Genomic DNA, 15,678 nt, shown 5'->3' on the forward strand with positions numbered 1-15,678 from the left:
TGTGTCTGAAAGACCGGTGTGACTACACGAACCGTGAAAAATCCTGGGCATCCTGCCCGGGATTTTTGCGTTTTTAACCCTAATTTTGCCATGCTTGTTAACCATGATGTCCTCAACGGATGGAAAATCCGCAGCGAAGGACAGGAGAGCAGTATGGGACGTGCAGGCAAGGTAGATCGGATTTTCACAGGCAAGCAGTTTACAGGCAAGCTGGCGCTCGCGCTGGCCTTGGTCTTGGGGACAACAGCCTGTACCACGGTGGAAACCGCCACGCGCGGCCTGCCGATTGATACGCCGGTGACGGGCCTGCAAGCGGGCGCTCAGGCCTATGTCCTGCCCGATTTCAACGTGGCAAAAGTGAATATCACCGTTCCGCGCACACTCGAAGTGTCCGAGGCCGATGCCTATTACCCCAAAGCCGATATCGTCTGGCGGGGGGATGCCCTTGGGGACCGCTACGCACAGGTCGAGGCGATCCTTGCCCAAGGCTTGAACGCAGGGGCGGCGACCCTGTCGGGGCAGCGGGCGGTCATCGTCGATATCACCCTGACGCGCTTTCATTCGCTCACCGAAAAGACCCGCCATTCCATCGGGGGTGATCACAATGTGATCTTTGCCATGACCGTGCGCGATGCGCGCAGCGGCGAGGTGCTGATTCCCGCCCATATGGTGGACGGCACACTGAATGCCTTTGGCGGTTTGGACGCAATCCGCGCCGAGCGTGCAGGGCAGACCCAAAAGGTGCGTATCACGGACCATCTGGCCCAAGTGATCGTGCGCGAATTGACCACGCCCCAGCCGATCTGAGGCGCGGGTCGAACGCACAGAGGTCTTGCCCCTTCCGCCGCCGCACAAACGGCGATATGAGGGGGCATGACCCAAGAGATTTCGCAGGCCGACCTGCCGACCATTCGCCTCATGCCCAAAGCCAATGCCCGCGCGATCCGCCACGGCAGCCCTTGGGTATTTGACAACGAACTTGTGACCGACCGCCGCACCAAGGCGCTCGCTGCGGGCACGATTGCGCGCCTCGAGGACGCTGAGCGCAAGTTCCTCGGCACGGTTGCCGTCAACCCCAACAGCCGTATTTTCGCGCGGATGCTCGAACGCGACGAAAGCGTGGTGATCAATCGCGCGTGGCTGGTGGCCAAGTTGAAAATGGCACTCGACCATCGCACGCGCCTGTTTGACAAGCCCTTCTACCGCCTTGTCCACGCCGAGGCCGATGGCCTTCCGGGGGTGGTGATCGACCGCTTTGGCGATGTTGCCGTGATCCAGCCCAACGCCGCCTGGGCCGAAGCGATGATCGAGGATATTGCCGCCGCTTTGGCCGTTGCAACCGACGTGAAAGCCATCGTCAAAAACGGCACGGGCCGCTCGCGCAGCCTTGAGGGGTTGCCTGAGGAAACCGTTGTTCTCAAAGGCGAGATCACGGGGCCGATTCCCGTTTTGATGAATGGCGCGACCTATATGGCCGATATTCTGGGCGGGCAGAAAACCGGTCTGTTTTACGACCAGCGCCCCAACCACGCCTTTGTGCAGGGGCTCGTGAAAGATCAAAAAGTCCTCGACGTCTTCTCGCATGTTGGCGGCTTTGCCTTGGCGGCGCTGGCCGGTGGCGCGAAATCGGCCATTTCGGTCGACAGCTCGCAACCCGCGCTCGATCTGGCCGAACTGGGTGCCAAGGCGATGAAGGCAGGCACGACCTTTGCCACCCGCAAGGGCGATGCCTTCGACACGATGGCCGCGCTGGAAACCGAGCGGCGCAAATTCGGCGTGGTGGTCTGCGATCCCCCCGCCTTTGCCCCGTCGAAACCTGCGCTTGAAAAAGGTTTGCGGGCGTATGAACGCGTGGCGCGGATGTCCTCGGTTCTTGTTGAAGAGGGCGGCTATCTGGTGCTGTGTTCGTGCAGCCATGCCGCCGATCTGGACGCGTTTCGCACCGCCTGTATCCGTGGCATCGGTCGCGCGGGGCGCACCGCCCAGCTGATCTACACCGGATTCGCAGGCGCCGATCACCCGCTGATGCCGCAGCTGGCCGAAAGCGGCTATCTCAAGGCGCTTGTGTTCCGGATGCTGTGATGCTGGCCCGCCCCAAACTGCTGCTTGACGCTTGCGTGCTCTATCCCACCGTGATGCGGGAGATTTTGCTCAAAGTGGCGGGCAGGGGGCTGTTCACGCCGCTCTGGTCCGCGCGAATCCTCGAGGAATGGGCGCGCGCGGCCCGCAAGATCGGCCCCACGGGGGAAGCCCAGGCGCGCGGCGAGGTCGCCCTTGTGCGCGCCGCTTTTCCCAAGGCCGAAGTGGCGGTGCACGCCGGTCTGGAAAACCGCCTGCATCTGCCCGACGAGGACGACATCCATGTGCTTGCCGCCGCCATTGCGGGCCACGCCGACGCGATCATCACCCTCAACAACAAGGATTTTCCGCGCCACCTGCTTCAGGCCGAAGGGCTGGCGCGGCGTGATCCGGACGGGCTGCTCTGGGAATTCTGGTCCGACGCGCCCGATCTGGTGAGCGCAGCGGTGGAGGAGGTGCGCGGCGAGGCCGAGCGCCTGTCAGGGCAGGCCTGGACTCCGCGCGCCCTGCTGAAAAAGGCGCGCCTGCCGCGTCTGGCAAAAGCGATCGGCTAAACGCCCCATTTGCGCTCGTTGGCGGTGATCGCGGCGATCCGCTCGCCGGTTTTGGGATGGCTCAGCAACCACGCAGGCGCAGCGCCCGTGGCCCCCGTCAGCCCTTCCAGTTTGCGAAACAGCGACTTTTGCGGCGCTGTGCCGATTCCCGCTTTGATCAACAGAGCCGAAGCATAGGCATCGGCCTCATATTCATCGCCGCGCGACAGGCGGGCAGAAATCAGGCGCATCAACCCGTTGACCAGCAGCGGACCGATCCAGGGAACCATCCGCCCGATCACCATCATCAACCCGACGCGGATCGCATTTTGTCCTGAAAAATCAATCATCCGGCGGCGCGAATGGCCCAAGGCGACATGGCCAAGCTCATGGGCGATCACCGCCGCAAGCTCATCGGCATCGACCTCGCCTGCAAGGTATTTCTTGTAAAATCCACGGGTGATGAAAATCCGCCCGTCTGGGGCGGCCAAACCGTTCACCGGCTCGATTTCGTAAATATTGACGGGAATGCGGATCACGTCCAGCGCCTGCGCCAGCGGGGCAAAGGCGCGCTCCAGCCCCGCATCGGCCAAAGCGGTGGACTGTGCATCCAGCGCCTTGCGGGTCCGCATCACCGAAAAGCGATACATCACAAACCCGTAGGCGATGGCGAGCAAAAGCGGGGCGAGTTTTAACATGCTCTAGATATGCGCTCTCGCGGTCCCGCTCTCAAGCCCCCGTGTTCGGGGTGCGTGACTTTGCGCGAGCGCCCCACTAGCGCCCCAGTAGTGTCATGCCGGTGCTGAGCCCGTCGAGCGTGAGGGGCACCATGCGACCCTCAAAGAGCGCGTGCAGCATCGTGATGGATTGCGTGTAGCGCCAATGATCCTGCGGGACGGGATTGAGCCACAGATGCGCGGGCCATTGCGCGCGCGCGCGTTCCAGCCAGACGGCGCCGGGTTCCGCGTTCCAATGTTCGCTTGCGCCACCGGCCACGGCAATTTCATAGGGCGACATCGACGCATCGCCGACGAAAATACATTTCCAATCGGGCCCATAGGTGCGCAAAAGCTCCATCGTAGGCGTGCGCGCCGACCAGCGCCGCGCGTTATCGCGCCACACCCCCTCATAAAGGCAATTGTGGAAATAGAAGAATTCCAGATGTTTGAAGGCATCGCGTGTCGCGCTGAACAGCTCTTGTACCGCATCGACATGCGCGTCCATAGAGCCGCCAATATCAAAGAACATCAATACTTTGACCGCGTTGCGCCGCTCGGGGCGGGTGCGCACGTCAAGCCAGCCCTGTTCGGCGGTGGCGCGAATGGTGCCGTCGAGGTCCAGTTCCTGCGCCGCCCCGTCGCGTGCCCAGCGACGCAGCCGTTTCAACGCCAGTTTCATCGCGCGGCTTGAGAGGTCTTGCGCGCCGTCCAGATCCCGAAACTCGCGCTTGTCCCAGACTTTTACCGCGCGCTGATGGCGGCTGTCGTCCTGACCGATGCGCACGCCTTCGGGGTTGTACCCATAGGCCCCGAAGGGGGAAGTGCCTGCGGTGCCGATCCATTTCGAGCCGCCTTCGTGACGTTCGTTTTGCTCGGCCAGACGCTTGCGCAGGCGCTCCATCAGCGCCTCGAACCCGCCGCTTGTGGCAATGTCAGCGCGCTCCTGTGCACTGAGATGCTTTTGGGCCATTTGGGTAAGCCAGTCGGCGGGCAGATCCATCGCCTCGATCACAGCCGAGTCGGGAATGGCCTCAAGACCTTGAAAGATTTGCGAAAACGCACGGTCAAAGCGATCAAAATGCCGCTCGTCCTTTACCAGGGCGGTGCGGGCAAAAAAATAGAACGCCTCCCTGTCGTAGCTGACCAGCCCCGCGCGCAACCCCTCCAGAAACCCGAGGAATTCGCGCAGCGACACCGGCACGCCCGTCTTTCGCAAACCTTCGAAAAACGGCAGGAACATCCGTCAGACCGAGCGGTCGAGGATCACAGTGGCAAACAGCCCGACGATGGCAAAGCCGATGGCGTAAACGGCGGCATATTGCGCGATATCCAGGGCTGTACCTGTGCGGCGTTTGGCGGTGAAGCCGCCGATGAGAGCGCCAAGAATGGCAAGCGCGATCACGATCATGGGGCGTCCTTTGTCCTGTGTTTCAAAAGGGTTAGCGCGACAGATGCGCCAACCTGTGGATTTCGGCGGCGCTTTCGATCACCTCCGTATCCGAACCAAACCCATAGCGTGCCCACGCCAGACTGTCGAGTTGGACTGCGCGCGCCTCAGTCGAGCGCCCCAGCAGTGCCAGCGCCTCCGATTTGATCATCAAAAGCGAGGCCAAAAGCGCGCCGTTTTCGGCCTGACGTGCCGCCGGAATGGCCCCGTCCGCCAGATCCAGTGCCGAACGGGGCTGGCCCGCGGTCAAGGTGAAAGCGGCCAGCTGCATCGCGACTTTGGCGTGGTGCAACTGCGCGTCGGGCAGGCGGTCGAACAGGGCGTCGGCCTGCAAGAAAGAGGTCAGCGCAAGGTCGGGATCGGAGCCGATCGTCATCCGCCCCAGCACGTAAAGCGAAAATCCCGCGCGGGCGTCACTCCAGCCGTTGGCCCGCGCAATGGCGGCGGCGCGGCGGGCGGCGGATTTGCGCGACTGCGCATTCGTGGCGGACAGCGCGGTCTGGATTGCCTCGGTCCAATTGGGGGGCGTGGCCATTGGCGGCGCAACGGGGGCGCTGCCGCCCGCGGGGTTGAGACGTGCCAGAATGGCGGGCAGGGCGGCCGCCACCTGCGCGCGGCTCATACCCGAGCGCAGCGCAGGGTCGTAGATGGTTTTGAGCACCAGCATGTCGAACCCGGTCAGAACCGAGTGGAAATTATCGTCGTTGAACACCGAATCCGTCAGCCGGTAGAGATCGTTGAGGGGGCCAAGGCTCTGGGCCAGTTCCTCATGTAGGCAGTCGCGGATTTCCTGCGGGCTGGTATCTTCGGGAATGAAAATGCCCAGACGTCCGCGTTCGGTCAGCGCCGTCCATTGCGCGGTCTGCGAGCGGCGGGTCGCAAGGTATTCTTTCCACCCCGATACGTTGGGCGCGACAAAACAGGCCGCCTGACTGACGTGGCGCTCAAGGGCGGCGTGCGAAATCATCTCGATCGTGATGTCGGCATCGTCGCGCGGTCCCACGCGGGTGATGTCGATGCCCGCCTCGGCGCGCAACCGGCGCAGCAACCCGTCCAGATCGGGGCCGACCGAGGCCGGAATGCGCGCGCCGGTGACGCGCACGCGCACGGGATGCTCGAAACGGGTGAGAACCGGCAGGGCGGTGCCGCGCTCGAGGCTGAAGGTCAGTTCCAGAATGTCGCGCGCAATCGTTGCGTTGCTTCGGGTCGGGCGGGCTTGCGCGCGGGCCTGAAACACTTTCATCGGCGGCAGATCGGGCAGGGCGGCCGCTGCGCGGGTGGTGTTGGGGGGCGACGAGGCCACATCGCCGTCAAATTCGCCGGTCGTGCCGCAGGCGGCAAGCCACAGGGCCGCGCCCAATCCGGTCAGGAGGTGGCGTTTGCTCATGTTGTGGGCCGCGCGTATTTTATGAACGGGGTCAGGGTTGCAACCTTGTCATAGAGATGGCGGGCCTGCGTGTTGTCCTTAGTGGTCATCCAGTAGACTTGCGGCGCATCGGCAGCGTCAGCGGCGTCATAAACCGCTTGGATCAGGGCGCGCGCAGCACCTTTGCCGCGCGCTTGTGGCGTGACCCAGAGGTCTTGCAGGTAGCACACCTGTTTGGGCGTCCAGCCGTGAACGTGAAACAGATAGTGGACAAGCCCCACGGGGGTGCCATCCGCGTCGCAGGCAAAGATCCCGCGATGCAGGTCAACGCCGCTTGTGTCGGTGAGGCGGGCGAAGGTGGCCGCGTAGGTTTCAGGGGGCAGGGACGTGTTGTAAAACGCCAGATAGTCCCCCCACATCGCTTCCCAAACGGCGCAGTCGCGGGCGGTGATCGGGCGCAGCGACAGAGGCGGCTGGACGTGTGTGTCGCTCATCGGGGGCTGTTCCTTTGGCCACGGGCCATAAAGGCGAGGCGTTCGAAAAGCGCCACATCCTGTTCGTTTTTCAAAAGCGCACCGTGCAGTTTGGGCAGGGCAGTCGCAGCGTCGCGTTTCAGGTCGGCGGGCGCAAGGTCCTCGGCCAACAGCAGTTTGAGCCAGTCGAGCATTTCCGACGTGGACGGCTTTTTCTTCAGTCCCGCAGTGTCACGGATTTCAAAGAACTGCTCAAGGGCTGCGGCGAGCAGATCGGATTTGATGTCGGGAAAGTGAACGGCGACGATCCTTGCGAGGGTCTCGGCATCGGGAAAGCGGATGTAGTGGAAAAAACAGCGCCGCAAAAACGCATCCGGCAGATCTTTTTCGTTATTCGAGGTGATGAGAATAACGGGCCGCTGGCGCGCACGCACCGTCTGGCCCGTCTCGTAGACATGGAATTCCATCCGGTCGAGTTCGGCCAGAAGGTCATTGGGAAATTCGATGTCGGCCTTGTCGATTTCGTCGATGAGCAGCACCACACGCTGGGGCGCCTCAAAGGCCTGCCACAGTTTTCCCTTGCGAATGTAGTGGCTTACATCTTCGACGCGGGGGTCGCCCAACTGGCTGTCACGCAGGCGGCTGACCGCGTCATATTCGTAGAGACCCTGCTGGGCGCGGGTGGTCGATTTGACCTGCCATTCGATCAACTCCATGCCCATCGCCTGTGCGATCTGGCGCGCAAGTTCTGTCTTGCCGGTGCCCGGCTCGCCTTTGACCAGCAAGGGGCGCTCCAGCGTTATGGCCGCGTTCACCGCAACCGTCAGGTCGCGCGGCGCCACATAGCTCGAAGTTGAGGAAAATTGCATATAATTTCAGCACCCTGTCATATCACCGCGCTAAATCTATCAGCCTGTCGGAAACCTACAAGGGCACGTGTTCGGGTAGTGACAACCTCGCCTAAAAGCAGTAAACGAGCGCCAATTGTCGGGGGGCGGACAGGTCCGGTCCTCGGATAACTGGAAGAGAACAGCGGCGTTAATGTCCCGTTCGACATCCGCGTCGCAAAAGGTGAGCAGAGTATGGAAGCCGAAGTCGTTTTGCCGGAAAATTACCGGCCCACTGATGACGAACCGTTCATGAACGCCCGTCAAACCGAATATTTCCGCCGTAAGTTGCTCGACTGGAAGGAAGAATTGCAAGACGAAAGCCGGCACACGCTGGAAGGTCTGCAAGATGGCACCCGCAACATTCCCGATGTCGCCGACCGTGCGTCGGAGGAAACCGACCGCGCGCTGGAATTGCGCACGCGCGACCGCCAACGCAAACTGGTCACCAAAATCGACGCGGCCCTGCGCCGGATCGAAGAGGGCGAATACGGCTATTGCGAAGACACCGGCGAGCCGATTTCGCTCAAGCGACTGGATGCCCGCCCCATCGCGACCCTGTCGCTGGAGGCTCAGGAACGCCACGAGCGGCGCGAAAAAGTGCACCGCGACGACTGACCGCGACGACTGGCCCCGGGGACTGCGCCGGGGGCTGCATCCGACGCACTATTTGGCGTGCGCTCTGGCGCGCTGGCCAAAGTGACGCCACGCTCTTGTCGAATATCGGGTTTTTGCTGCATTGCAGCATTCCCAGTGTTCCAAAGGTATGATAGACACCGGTGCATGTGTACCGGTGTTTTTTTGTGCCCTGCTGTTTTGCTGCGAGCACTTGACCACCGCCGTCATTCTTTCTGAATTTGTGGTGCCCGACTTTGGCCCTGAAAGGTCTGCCCATGCTCTTTGGTCTCGATATCGCTATTTCCGGCGCGGGTATTGCGGGGCTGGCCTGCGCGCGCGCGCTTGCGTTGCGCGGTGCGAAAGTCACCGTTTACGAACAGGCGCCCGAGTTGGGGGAAGTGGGCGCAGGCCTGCAAATTTCGCCCAACGGGGTGCGGGTTCTGGACGCGCTGGGGCTGGATGCGCGCGCGCGCGCGGTCCGCTCGCAGGGTGTGCGCCTGATCGACGGGCGCTCGGCGCGCGGGGTGATCAACCTCGATTTTGCACGCCATTTGCCGGGGCAGGATTTTCTGCTCATGCATCGCGCCGATCTGTTGGATCTTTTGGCCGAGGGCGCGCGCGGCGTGGGCGTGCGCATCGTGACGGGCAATAAGGTGACGGCCTATACGTCGGATGATCTGGCCGTGACGCTGCATTTCGCAGATGGCACCACGGCGCGCCATGCGCTTGCGATCGGGGCCGATGGTCTGCATTCCGACCTGCGCCCGATGCTCAACAAATCCAGCACGCCGTTCTTCACCGGTCAAACCGCCTGGCGCGCCGTGGTGCCCGCGATCGGTGGCGAACCGGCGGAAGCGCGGCTGTACATGGGGGCGGGGCGGCATCTGGTGACCTATCCGCTGCGCAACGGCACCCAGGTCAACATCGTCGCGGTGCAGGAACAGGCCGAATGGACCCCCGATAGCTGGTCGCACGAGGATGATCCGGCGGTGCTGCGGGCGGCATTCGGCGGCTTTGCGCCCGAGGTGCAGGGGCTTTTGGCGCGCGTCGCGCGTGTCCATCGCTGGGGGCTGTTTCGCCATCCGGTCGCGCGCCACTGGGTCGGTCCGCGCTTTGCCCTATTGGGGGATGCGGCGCATCCGACGCTGCCGTTTCTGGCGCAGGGGGCGGTGATGGCGCTTGAGGATGGCTGGTCGCTGGCCACGCGGCTTGCGGCGCTGCCCATGGATGAGGCGCTTGCCTTTTACGAGGCCGAGCGCCGCCCGCGTGTCATCCGTGTGATCGAGGCCGCCAATGCCAATGCGCGCAACTATCACCTCAGCGGCCCCAAGCGCCAGCTTGCCCATACCCTGTTGCGCGGCGCAGGGCGGTTCGCGCCCAAGGCCGTGGTCGAGCGCTTTGACTGGCTGTATAATTTCGACCCCACCGCCTGAGGCGGTCCCGCGATCGGGGCCGCCTTTGGCGCGGTGCGAAGGCGCGGGCGTGCTCAGCCTTCGGCTGCGGCGATGATCCCGTTGAAATCGGCAGCCTTCAGGGAGGCCCCGCCCACCAGCGCGCCATCGACGTTTTCAACCGCAAAAATTTCGGCCGCATTGGCCGGTTTCACCGAACCGCCATACAACAGGCGCATGTCGTTTGCCTGCGCGCCAAAGCGGGCAACCAGTTCGGCGCGCATGAAATCATGGGCCTCGCTGATTTGCGCGATGGTCGGCACAAGGCCGGTGCCGATGGCCCAAACCGGTTCATAGGCGATGACGGTGTTGGCGGCGGTGGCCGTGTCGGGGACAGAGCCTGCGAGTTGCGCGCGGATAACGTCGAGCGTCTTTTCGCCCTCGCGCTCGTCAAGCGTTTCGCCGATGCAGATCACTGCGATCAGCCCCGCAGCTTGCGCCGCATGCGATTTCGCCTGCACATCCGCATCGCTTTCGCCGTGATCGGTGCGGCGTTCCGAATGGCCGGTCAGGCAGAAACGCGCGCCTGAATCCTTGAGCATCTGCGCCGAAATATCGCCCGTATGCGCGCCGGAGGGTTCGGCGTGGCAATCCTGACCGCCCACGGCCACGGCGCTGCCCCCCAATGCCGAGGCCAAGGCCCCGACGAGGGTCGCAGGCGGGCAGATCAGCACTTCGGATTTGGGCGCGCGCCATGTGTCCGCGACGGCCTCGGCCTCCGCGATCTGGGACGCAAGCCCGTTCATTTTCCAGTTTCCGGCGATCAACATGCGGCGCTCAGCCATCCTCAACTCCCCTGCGTTTGACAGTCACTTCCGTCAAATGAGCTTTGACAGAAAATCTGGTCAAAGGAGTAGCACGCGAGCGTCTGAGGAAAAGCGCAAAACGCGCAGGCCTGAGCCGCGCGGGCCCGATTGCGGCGAAATAATGCGGGGCAAATCACGCCCGCATATCACACCGGCGCAATCGGTCGCCGCCTGTGCAGGGCGCAAAGGGTTAGGCTGCGCCCGCCGAAGGGGGTTCCAGATCGGCAAATTTGATCGACTCGCCACATCCGCAGGCCTCGACCACATTGGGATTGCGGAACTTGAACCCGCTTTCCAGCAACGAGGTTTCATAGTCGATTTCCGTGCCGAAAAGGAACATCTGCGCCATGGGGGCGATCATCACGCGCGCACCATCCTGTTCAACAACCTCATCTAGGCTGTTGATTTCGTTTACATATTCCATCGTGTATTCCATGCCGGCGCAGCCACCTTTCTTGATGCCGATGCGCAGGCCTTCGCTGTTGTCCTTGGACATCAGGCGGGCGATCTGGCGGGCGGCGGCAGGCGAAATGGTCACGGCCTGTTTTCCGGGAATAGCGAACATGGCAGGTCTCCTTTGACCCCAATCTAGTCGCTTGTGCCCATGATCTCAAGGAGGGGCGCACCAATCATCCCATTGTGAATGGCCCAAATGCCAAGGGACACCGCGATGGCCCAGCCAAAAGACGCCAGCGTGCCGATAATCACATATTCCGCCGTGGCGCTGTCTTTCGATCCGCTCTCAAAGCGCAGGATGGATTTGGCCGCGATCAAAAAGCCGATGCCAGCGGGGTGTCCGGCGAGAAACATTAGGTAGATCAGCCCGCGCTCCAACAGCCCGATCATCACGCCGCCGCGTGGCAGGCTGGCCTCGGGGCGTCCCGCGCCAAAAGGGGCCATCAACTGACCCACGGCAAACCCGCCCGCACGGGTGGTGTAAATCGCCCCCGCCAGCAAGAGACAGGCCCGTGGCATCCAGGGCAGATCCGCCCAGACCCCGCTGGCAAACAGGTCGGGCGCAAACCCCGCCACAGCGGCCAGCGTGACCAGATGCGCCAGTTGGTCCGCCAGATACAGTCCCGCCGTCTCGCCCGCTTGCCGATGGGTGGCGGCGTAGACCTTGATCACGTCGATGGCGAGATGCGCACCCGCCAGCGCCGCCAGTTGCCACGCGTCCAATGTCCCGATCAACGCTACCGCACAGAGCCAGACGATCAGCGCATGGCCCAGTAGGACGCGGGGATGGTGTTTTCGCGCCACCATTGCGCCGCTTTGAAACACGTAATCCGCCAGAACATGCGCCAAAAGCAGGACCGCAAGCGTGTCAAACATTGTCCATTTCCTCCTCGACCAGGGCCAAGGCGGCGGCCAGTTCGAACCACCCCGCCGCCGTCAGCGACTTTGTGACGGCTTGGCGCGATTTGCCAACCGCTTTTGCCAGATCGGTATAGCTGGGTGGCGCGGGGGCCAGCATCCGCGCGCAGACCTCGGCCTGCGCAGGGGTCCAGCCGCGCGACATATAATCCACAAGGATCGTCACCGCGCGCAGACTTGGCTGCGGGCTGGCAAGGCGCAAATACGCGGGTGGGCCTTTGGTGGCGTCCTTGTCGGATTTGATCCGGTCGAGTGCCCGCCCCGAGACGACAAACACCATATCCGACCGCCCGTTCAGATCGCGGCCCGGATCGCTGCCCAGATCGCCCAGCGCAGGGCCGGTTGCGATCCCGATATAGCTGTCGATTGGCGCGCCGTTGGTGTCGCCCAGCGCGCGCAGATGGGCGCGAAAGGCCAAAGCCGCGCGCAGGGCAAATTGCGGCGTGGGCAGGGCGACCTGCCAGCCGTCGCCGCGATGACGCGTAAAGCGCAGGCTGTCGCCCACCCAGCTTTCTTGCAGCGCGGCGCAGCGCTGCAACGCGTCAAATGCTTCTTCAAGGGCGCTTGGCGACAGGGTGCTTGACTGGACGAGGTCGCCGGTCAGGACGGCGATGGTTTGGGAAAGAGGGGCTTTCATGCATCCATAATAGGATGCTTTTGACCATTTGCAACCTTTTTAGGATGCGTTTGGCGATACGCACCCTTTTGGGGTTGCTTGTTTGGCCCTGCGCACGGCCTTGCCGCACAAAACGCGCGCGCCAAACAAAAACGCGCCCCGAAGGGCGCGCCTGTCATCGCTGTCTCGCCGCTGCGCTACATAAAGCCCAGCTCAAGGCGGGCTTCGTCGGACATCATGTCCATGCCCCACGGCGGGTTCCACGTCAGTTCGACATCCACCTGTTTGACGCCGGGAACGGCCTCGACCGCATCCGACACCCAGCCGGGCATCTCGCCGGCGACCGGACAGCCCGGCGCGGTGAGCGTCATGATCACGCGCACCTCGCTCTCGGGGGAGATTTCGATCGTGTACACCAGGCCAAGATCAAAAATATTGACCGGAATTTCAGGGTCGTAGACGGTGCGGCAGGCCTCGACAATCGCTTCGTGCAGCGGGTTGTCGGTGCTTGACGGTTTGATCAGCGGTGTGCCCTCGACGGGCCCTTCAACGGGAGTGGCGTCTTCGCTCATGATATCCTCGTGCATTTCCGACTAATCATATAGGGTTTTGTCGCCCCGAGGTCTAGGGCCACTCCGTCCGCGCGGCCGCTCCTTTCTTTGCCGGGAATTTAAGCAAGGTTTCAGAAAATGGGCATGATTTGACCGCTTTGCCCGCCCGATGATGCAAATACCGGTTGTTCCCCGCGCAAGGCGGCTTTCGCCGCCCCGCAGCGGCGCGCAGGCTGAGGATGCAGGCTGAACGGGCAGGCTGAACGGGCAGGCGGAGCGCCTGCGTTGCGGCCCGACTGCTCCTGACCTGCTCCTGACGCAAACCACCGACGCGAGGTTCCCGATGTCCGACACAGCCAGCCCCCAACCCACGAGCTCTCAACTGGTCTACCGCCTTGACGACGTGCCGCCGCCGCCCAAAGCCGCCCTTGCAGCGATCCAGCATGTGCTGGCCTCCATCGTTGGGATTGCCACTCCGACGCTGATCATCGGCGGGGCGCTGGGGCTTGGCGCGCATGTGCCCTATCTCATCGCGATGGCGTTTTTCGTCTCCGGCGTGGCCACCTTCATCCAGTGCCGCCGCTTCGGGCCTGTTGGCTCGGGCCTGTTATCCTTGCAGGGGACATCCTTTGCCTTTCTGGGCGCGGTGCTGGCCGCCGGATTTGCGGTCAAAGGCCAAGGGGGCACCCCCGAAGACATTCTGGCGATGATTTTCGGCCTCTGCCTTGCGGGCTGTCTGGTCGAAATCGTGCTGTCGCAATTCATCGACAAACTGGGGCGTATCATCAACCCGACGGTGACGGGCATCGTGATCACCGTTATCGGCCTGAGCCTTGTGAAATCGGGGTTCACCGATTTTGCCGGTGGCGCGGCGGCGGGCGAGAGCCTCGGGCTTCCGGTCAACCTGATCCTTGGCACTATCGTGGTGGCAGTGATCCTGACCGCGACCTTCCACGGCAACCCGATGCTGCGCATTTCAGCCATCATGATCGGCCTCGTTGTGGGCACGATCATTGCCGCCCTTTTGGGCATGGTGTCGCTGGCGCCCCTGTCCTCTGCCGCGCTCTTTGCCCTGCCGATGCCGTTGAAATTCGGGCTTGATTTCAATCTCGGGCTGTTCCTGCCCATCGCCTTTCTGTACCTCGTGACGGCGATTGAAACCTCCGGCGATCTGACGGCGAATTCGGTGATTTCCGGCGAACCCGTCGAAGGCCCCCTGTATCTGAGCCGCATCAAAGGCGGGGTGCTGGGCGATGGCATCAATTCGGGCATTGCCGCGCTGTTCAACACCTTTCCCAACACCACCTTCAGCCAGAACAACGGGGTGATCCAGATGACCGGCGTGGCCTCGCGCCATGTCGGGCTGTGGGCGGGCGGTTTTCTGGCGCTGATCGGGTTCTTTCCGGTGATCGGCGCGCTGTTCCTGCTGATCCCCAAACCGGTTCTGGGCGGGGCGACATTGGTGCTGTTTGGCACAATCGCGGTGGCCGGTATCCGCATCCTCGCCAGCCAACCCATCGACCAGCGCCGCGTCTACATCATGGCCGTGAGCTTTGGCCTGTCGCTGGGCGTCACGCTGGTGCCGGATGCAACCCAGCACCTGCCGACCTTTCTCAAACAGGTCGTCGCCACCCCGATCACGCTTGCGGGGCTGACGGCGATCATCCTGTCGCTCGTGCTGCCGCAAGGGGTGACCAAAAACGCCGCCGTGAGCTCGGCGCCCGCAGAGTAAAAACGCGCCGCGAAAGGAGGGCCGTCCGCAGAGCAGGAGGGCCCTCCTTGAGATGAGAGCTCTTGATTTTTGAAATATTTAGGCGTTCTTACGGGGTATGGTAAAACTGGTTCTTATGCACAAAGCGGAGTCCCTCTACGAGGATGAGCTGGATGTTGCGTATGATTTTCCAAAACAATACCTGAAAGCGATCACGCAAGCCGTCGGTGACTGGATCGTCTATTACGAGCCGGTGAAAGCCGGACCGCGCGGCTATTTCGCCGTCGCCAAGATTTCCCGTGTTATCGAGAAACCCGACCAAGCGGGCCGCTACCTCGCGCTGATCGAGGCTGACAGCTATTTATCCTTCGATGTCGAGGTGCCGCGCCTCAGCGAGGGCGTGCCGCTTGAGACGGCTTTGATCGACCCCTCCGGCATGCCGAAAAAGGGCGGCCTTGTGCAATCTGCGGTTCGCCGCTTGCCCGAGGCTGACTTTGCGCGGATCGTCAATTGGGGGCTGCCCCAGGACCTAGAGCGCCAGGAGGCTATTCGGTACGATCCTGTCCAGCCTGAATTGCATGACGCGCCCGTTCTCTTTGAACGCCCTGTTATCGAGCGATTGACCCGCCGCGCGTATCGCGATGTCGCATTTCGGCGGAAGGTCCGCGAGGCCTATGATTTTCGCTGCGCGATGTCGGGGTTGCAGCTGCGCAATGGCGGTGGCCGACCCGAGGTTCAGACCGCCCATATCCGCCCCGTTGAACATGGCGGCAGCGATGCGGTGCGCAACGGCTTGGCGCTGTCGGGCACGCTGCATTGGATGTTTGATCGCGGCTTGATTTCGGTCGCCCAGGACTGTGAGACAATTCTTGTGTCGCAAAACAAGGTGCCAAGCGATGTCGTCAGCCGTCTTTTGCGCCCCGATGGCAAGCTGGTAAAGCCAGCCGATCCCCGCTCTGCGCCGCATCCGGCCAACCTGCGCTGGCACCGCGAAAACGTGTTCGGTCAGGTCATCGGGGATGAGCCGCTGAATTGGGGCTAGGGCCC

The 15,678-nt window shown here is 62.7% G+C and carries 18 protein-coding genes; 7 read left to right on the top strand and 11 right to left on the bottom strand.

Annotation, left to right across the window (positions count from 1 at the left end; translation table 11 throughout):
• Positions 1-153: 153 nt before the first annotated feature.
• From AQS8620_RS08650 to AQS8620_RS08660, 3 genes are all read left to right on the top strand, one after another.
• The gene (locus tag AQS8620_RS08650) at positions 154-807 is read left to right on the top strand and encodes a DUF6778 family protein (RefSeq protein WP_143267485.1); all 654 of its coding nucleotides are present in this window, start codon (positions 154-156) and stop codon (positions 805-807) included.
• A 66-nt stretch (positions 808-873) separates the two neighbouring features.
• Positions 874-2,082, top strand: a complete 1,209-nt coding sequence (locus tag AQS8620_RS08655) for an RSP_2647 family RNA methyltransferase (RefSeq protein WP_085836472.1) — start codon at positions 874-876, stop codon at positions 2,080-2,082.
• Positions 2,082-2,633: an RSP_2648 family PIN domain-containing protein gene (locus tag AQS8620_RS08660; RefSeq protein ID WP_085836473.1), complete on the top strand. Its 552-nt coding sequence runs from the start codon at positions 2,082-2,084 to the stop codon at positions 2,631-2,633. The genes AQS8620_RS08655 and AQS8620_RS08660 overlap by 1 nt, the downstream gene beginning before the upstream one ends.
• Here the strand turns inward: AQS8620_RS08660 and AQS8620_RS08665 are convergent.
• From AQS8620_RS08665 to AQS8620_RS08690, 6 genes are all read right to left on the bottom strand, one after another.
• Positions 2,630-3,310 (bottom strand): M48 family metallopeptidase, encoded by a 681-nt coding sequence (locus AQS8620_RS08665; protein WP_085836474.1) that lies wholly within the window; start codon positions 3,308-3,310, stop codon positions 2,630-2,632. The genes AQS8620_RS08660 and AQS8620_RS08665 overlap by 4 nt on opposite strands.
• 76 nt (positions 3,311-3,386) lie before the next feature.
• Positions 3,387-4,571, bottom strand: coding sequence for a vWA domain-containing protein (locus AQS8620_RS08670; RefSeq protein ID WP_085836475.1), 1,185 nt, complete (start codon positions 4,569-4,571; stop codon positions 3,387-3,389).
• 3 nt (positions 4,572-4,574) lie between these two features.
• Positions 4,575-4,739, bottom strand: a complete 165-nt coding sequence (locus AQS8620_RS08675; protein ID WP_085836476.1) for an apolipoprotein acyltransferase — start codon at positions 4,737-4,739, stop codon at positions 4,575-4,577.
• Between the two features lie 31 nt (positions 4,740-4,770).
• Positions 4,771-6,165 carry a DUF2927 domain-containing protein gene (locus AQS8620_RS08680; protein ID WP_085836477.1) on the bottom strand — a complete coding sequence of 465 codons (1,395 nt, stop codon included), beginning with the start codon at positions 6,163-6,165 and terminating at the stop codon, positions 4,771-4,773.
• On the bottom strand, positions 6,162-6,638 hold the full coding sequence (locus AQS8620_RS08685) for a GNAT family N-acetyltransferase (protein ID WP_085836478.1): 477 nt from the start codon (positions 6,636-6,638) through the stop codon (positions 6,162-6,164). Before AQS8620_RS08685 ends, AQS8620_RS08680 begins: the two co-directional genes overlap by 4 nt.
• Positions 6,635-7,486 (bottom strand): AAA family ATPase, encoded by an 852-nt coding sequence (locus AQS8620_RS08690; protein WP_085836479.1) that lies wholly within the window; start codon positions 7,484-7,486, stop codon positions 6,635-6,637. Before AQS8620_RS08690 ends, AQS8620_RS08685 begins: the two co-directional genes overlap by 4 nt.
• A 213-nt stretch (positions 7,487-7,699) precedes the next feature.
• Between AQS8620_RS08690 and dksA the strand changes: the two genes are divergently transcribed.
• A complete protein-coding gene (gene dksA, locus AQS8620_RS08695; RefSeq protein WP_085836480.1) occupies positions 7,700-8,122 on the top strand; it encodes an RNA polymerase-binding protein DksA in 423 nt (140 codons plus the stop codon).
• A gap of 275 nt (positions 8,123-8,397) precedes the next feature.
• Positions 8,398-9,555 (top strand): FAD-dependent oxidoreductase, encoded by a 1,158-nt coding sequence (locus AQS8620_RS08700; protein WP_085836481.1) that lies wholly within the window; start codon positions 8,398-8,400, stop codon positions 9,553-9,555.
• Positions 9,556-9,608: 53 nt separating this feature from the next.
• On the opposite strand, the gene tpiA is transcribed toward AQS8620_RS08700, so the two are convergent.
• The 5 genes from tpiA to AQS8620_RS08725 all read right to left on the bottom strand — a co-directional run bounded on the left by tpiA (position 9,609) and on the right by AQS8620_RS08725 (position 12,941).
• Complete coding sequence (gene tpiA / locus AQS8620_RS08705; RefSeq protein WP_085836482.1) at positions 9,609-10,358, bottom strand: triose-phosphate isomerase; 750 nt, start codon at positions 10,356-10,358, stop codon at positions 9,609-9,611.
• A 211-nt stretch (positions 10,359-10,569) separates the two neighbouring features.
• Complete coding sequence (locus tag AQS8620_RS08710; RefSeq protein WP_085836483.1) at positions 10,570-10,944, bottom strand: HesB/IscA family protein; 375 nt, start codon at positions 10,942-10,944, stop codon at positions 10,570-10,572.
• A gap of 23 nt (positions 10,945-10,967) precedes the next feature.
• The gene (locus AQS8620_RS08715) at positions 10,968-11,711 is read right to left on the bottom strand and encodes a DUF3307 domain-containing protein (protein WP_085836484.1); all 744 of its coding nucleotides are present in this window, start codon (positions 11,709-11,711) and stop codon (positions 10,968-10,970) included.
• Positions 11,704-12,390 (bottom strand): hypothetical protein, encoded by a 687-nt coding sequence (locus AQS8620_RS08720; RefSeq protein WP_085836485.1) that lies wholly within the window; start codon positions 12,388-12,390, stop codon positions 11,704-11,706. The genes AQS8620_RS08715 and AQS8620_RS08720 overlap by 8 nt, the downstream gene beginning before the upstream one ends.
• Positions 12,391-12,566: 176 nt before the next feature.
• A complete protein-coding gene (locus tag AQS8620_RS08725) occupies positions 12,567-12,941 on the bottom strand; it encodes an SUF system Fe-S cluster assembly protein (RefSeq protein WP_085836630.1) in 375 nt (124 codons plus the stop codon).
• Between the two features lie 322 nt (positions 12,942-13,263).
• Between AQS8620_RS08725 and AQS8620_RS08730 the strand changes: the two genes are divergently transcribed.
• Complete coding sequence (locus AQS8620_RS08730) at positions 13,264-14,652, top strand: nucleobase:cation symporter-2 family protein (RefSeq protein WP_085836486.1); 1,389 nt, start codon at positions 13,264-13,266, stop codon at positions 14,650-14,652.
• A gap of 97 nt (positions 14,653-14,749) precedes the next feature.
• Positions 14,750-15,673: an HNH endonuclease gene (locus AQS8620_RS08735; RefSeq protein ID WP_085836487.1), complete on the top strand. Its 924-nt coding sequence runs from the start codon at positions 14,750-14,752 to the stop codon at positions 15,671-15,673.
• Positions 15,674-15,678 lie beyond the last annotated feature (5 nt).

This window comes from Aquimixticola soesokkakensis, from assembly GCF_900172375.1.
Classification (GTDB): domain Bacteria; phylum Pseudomonadota; class Alphaproteobacteria; order Rhodobacterales; family Rhodobacteraceae; genus Aquimixticola; species Aquimixticola soesokkakensis.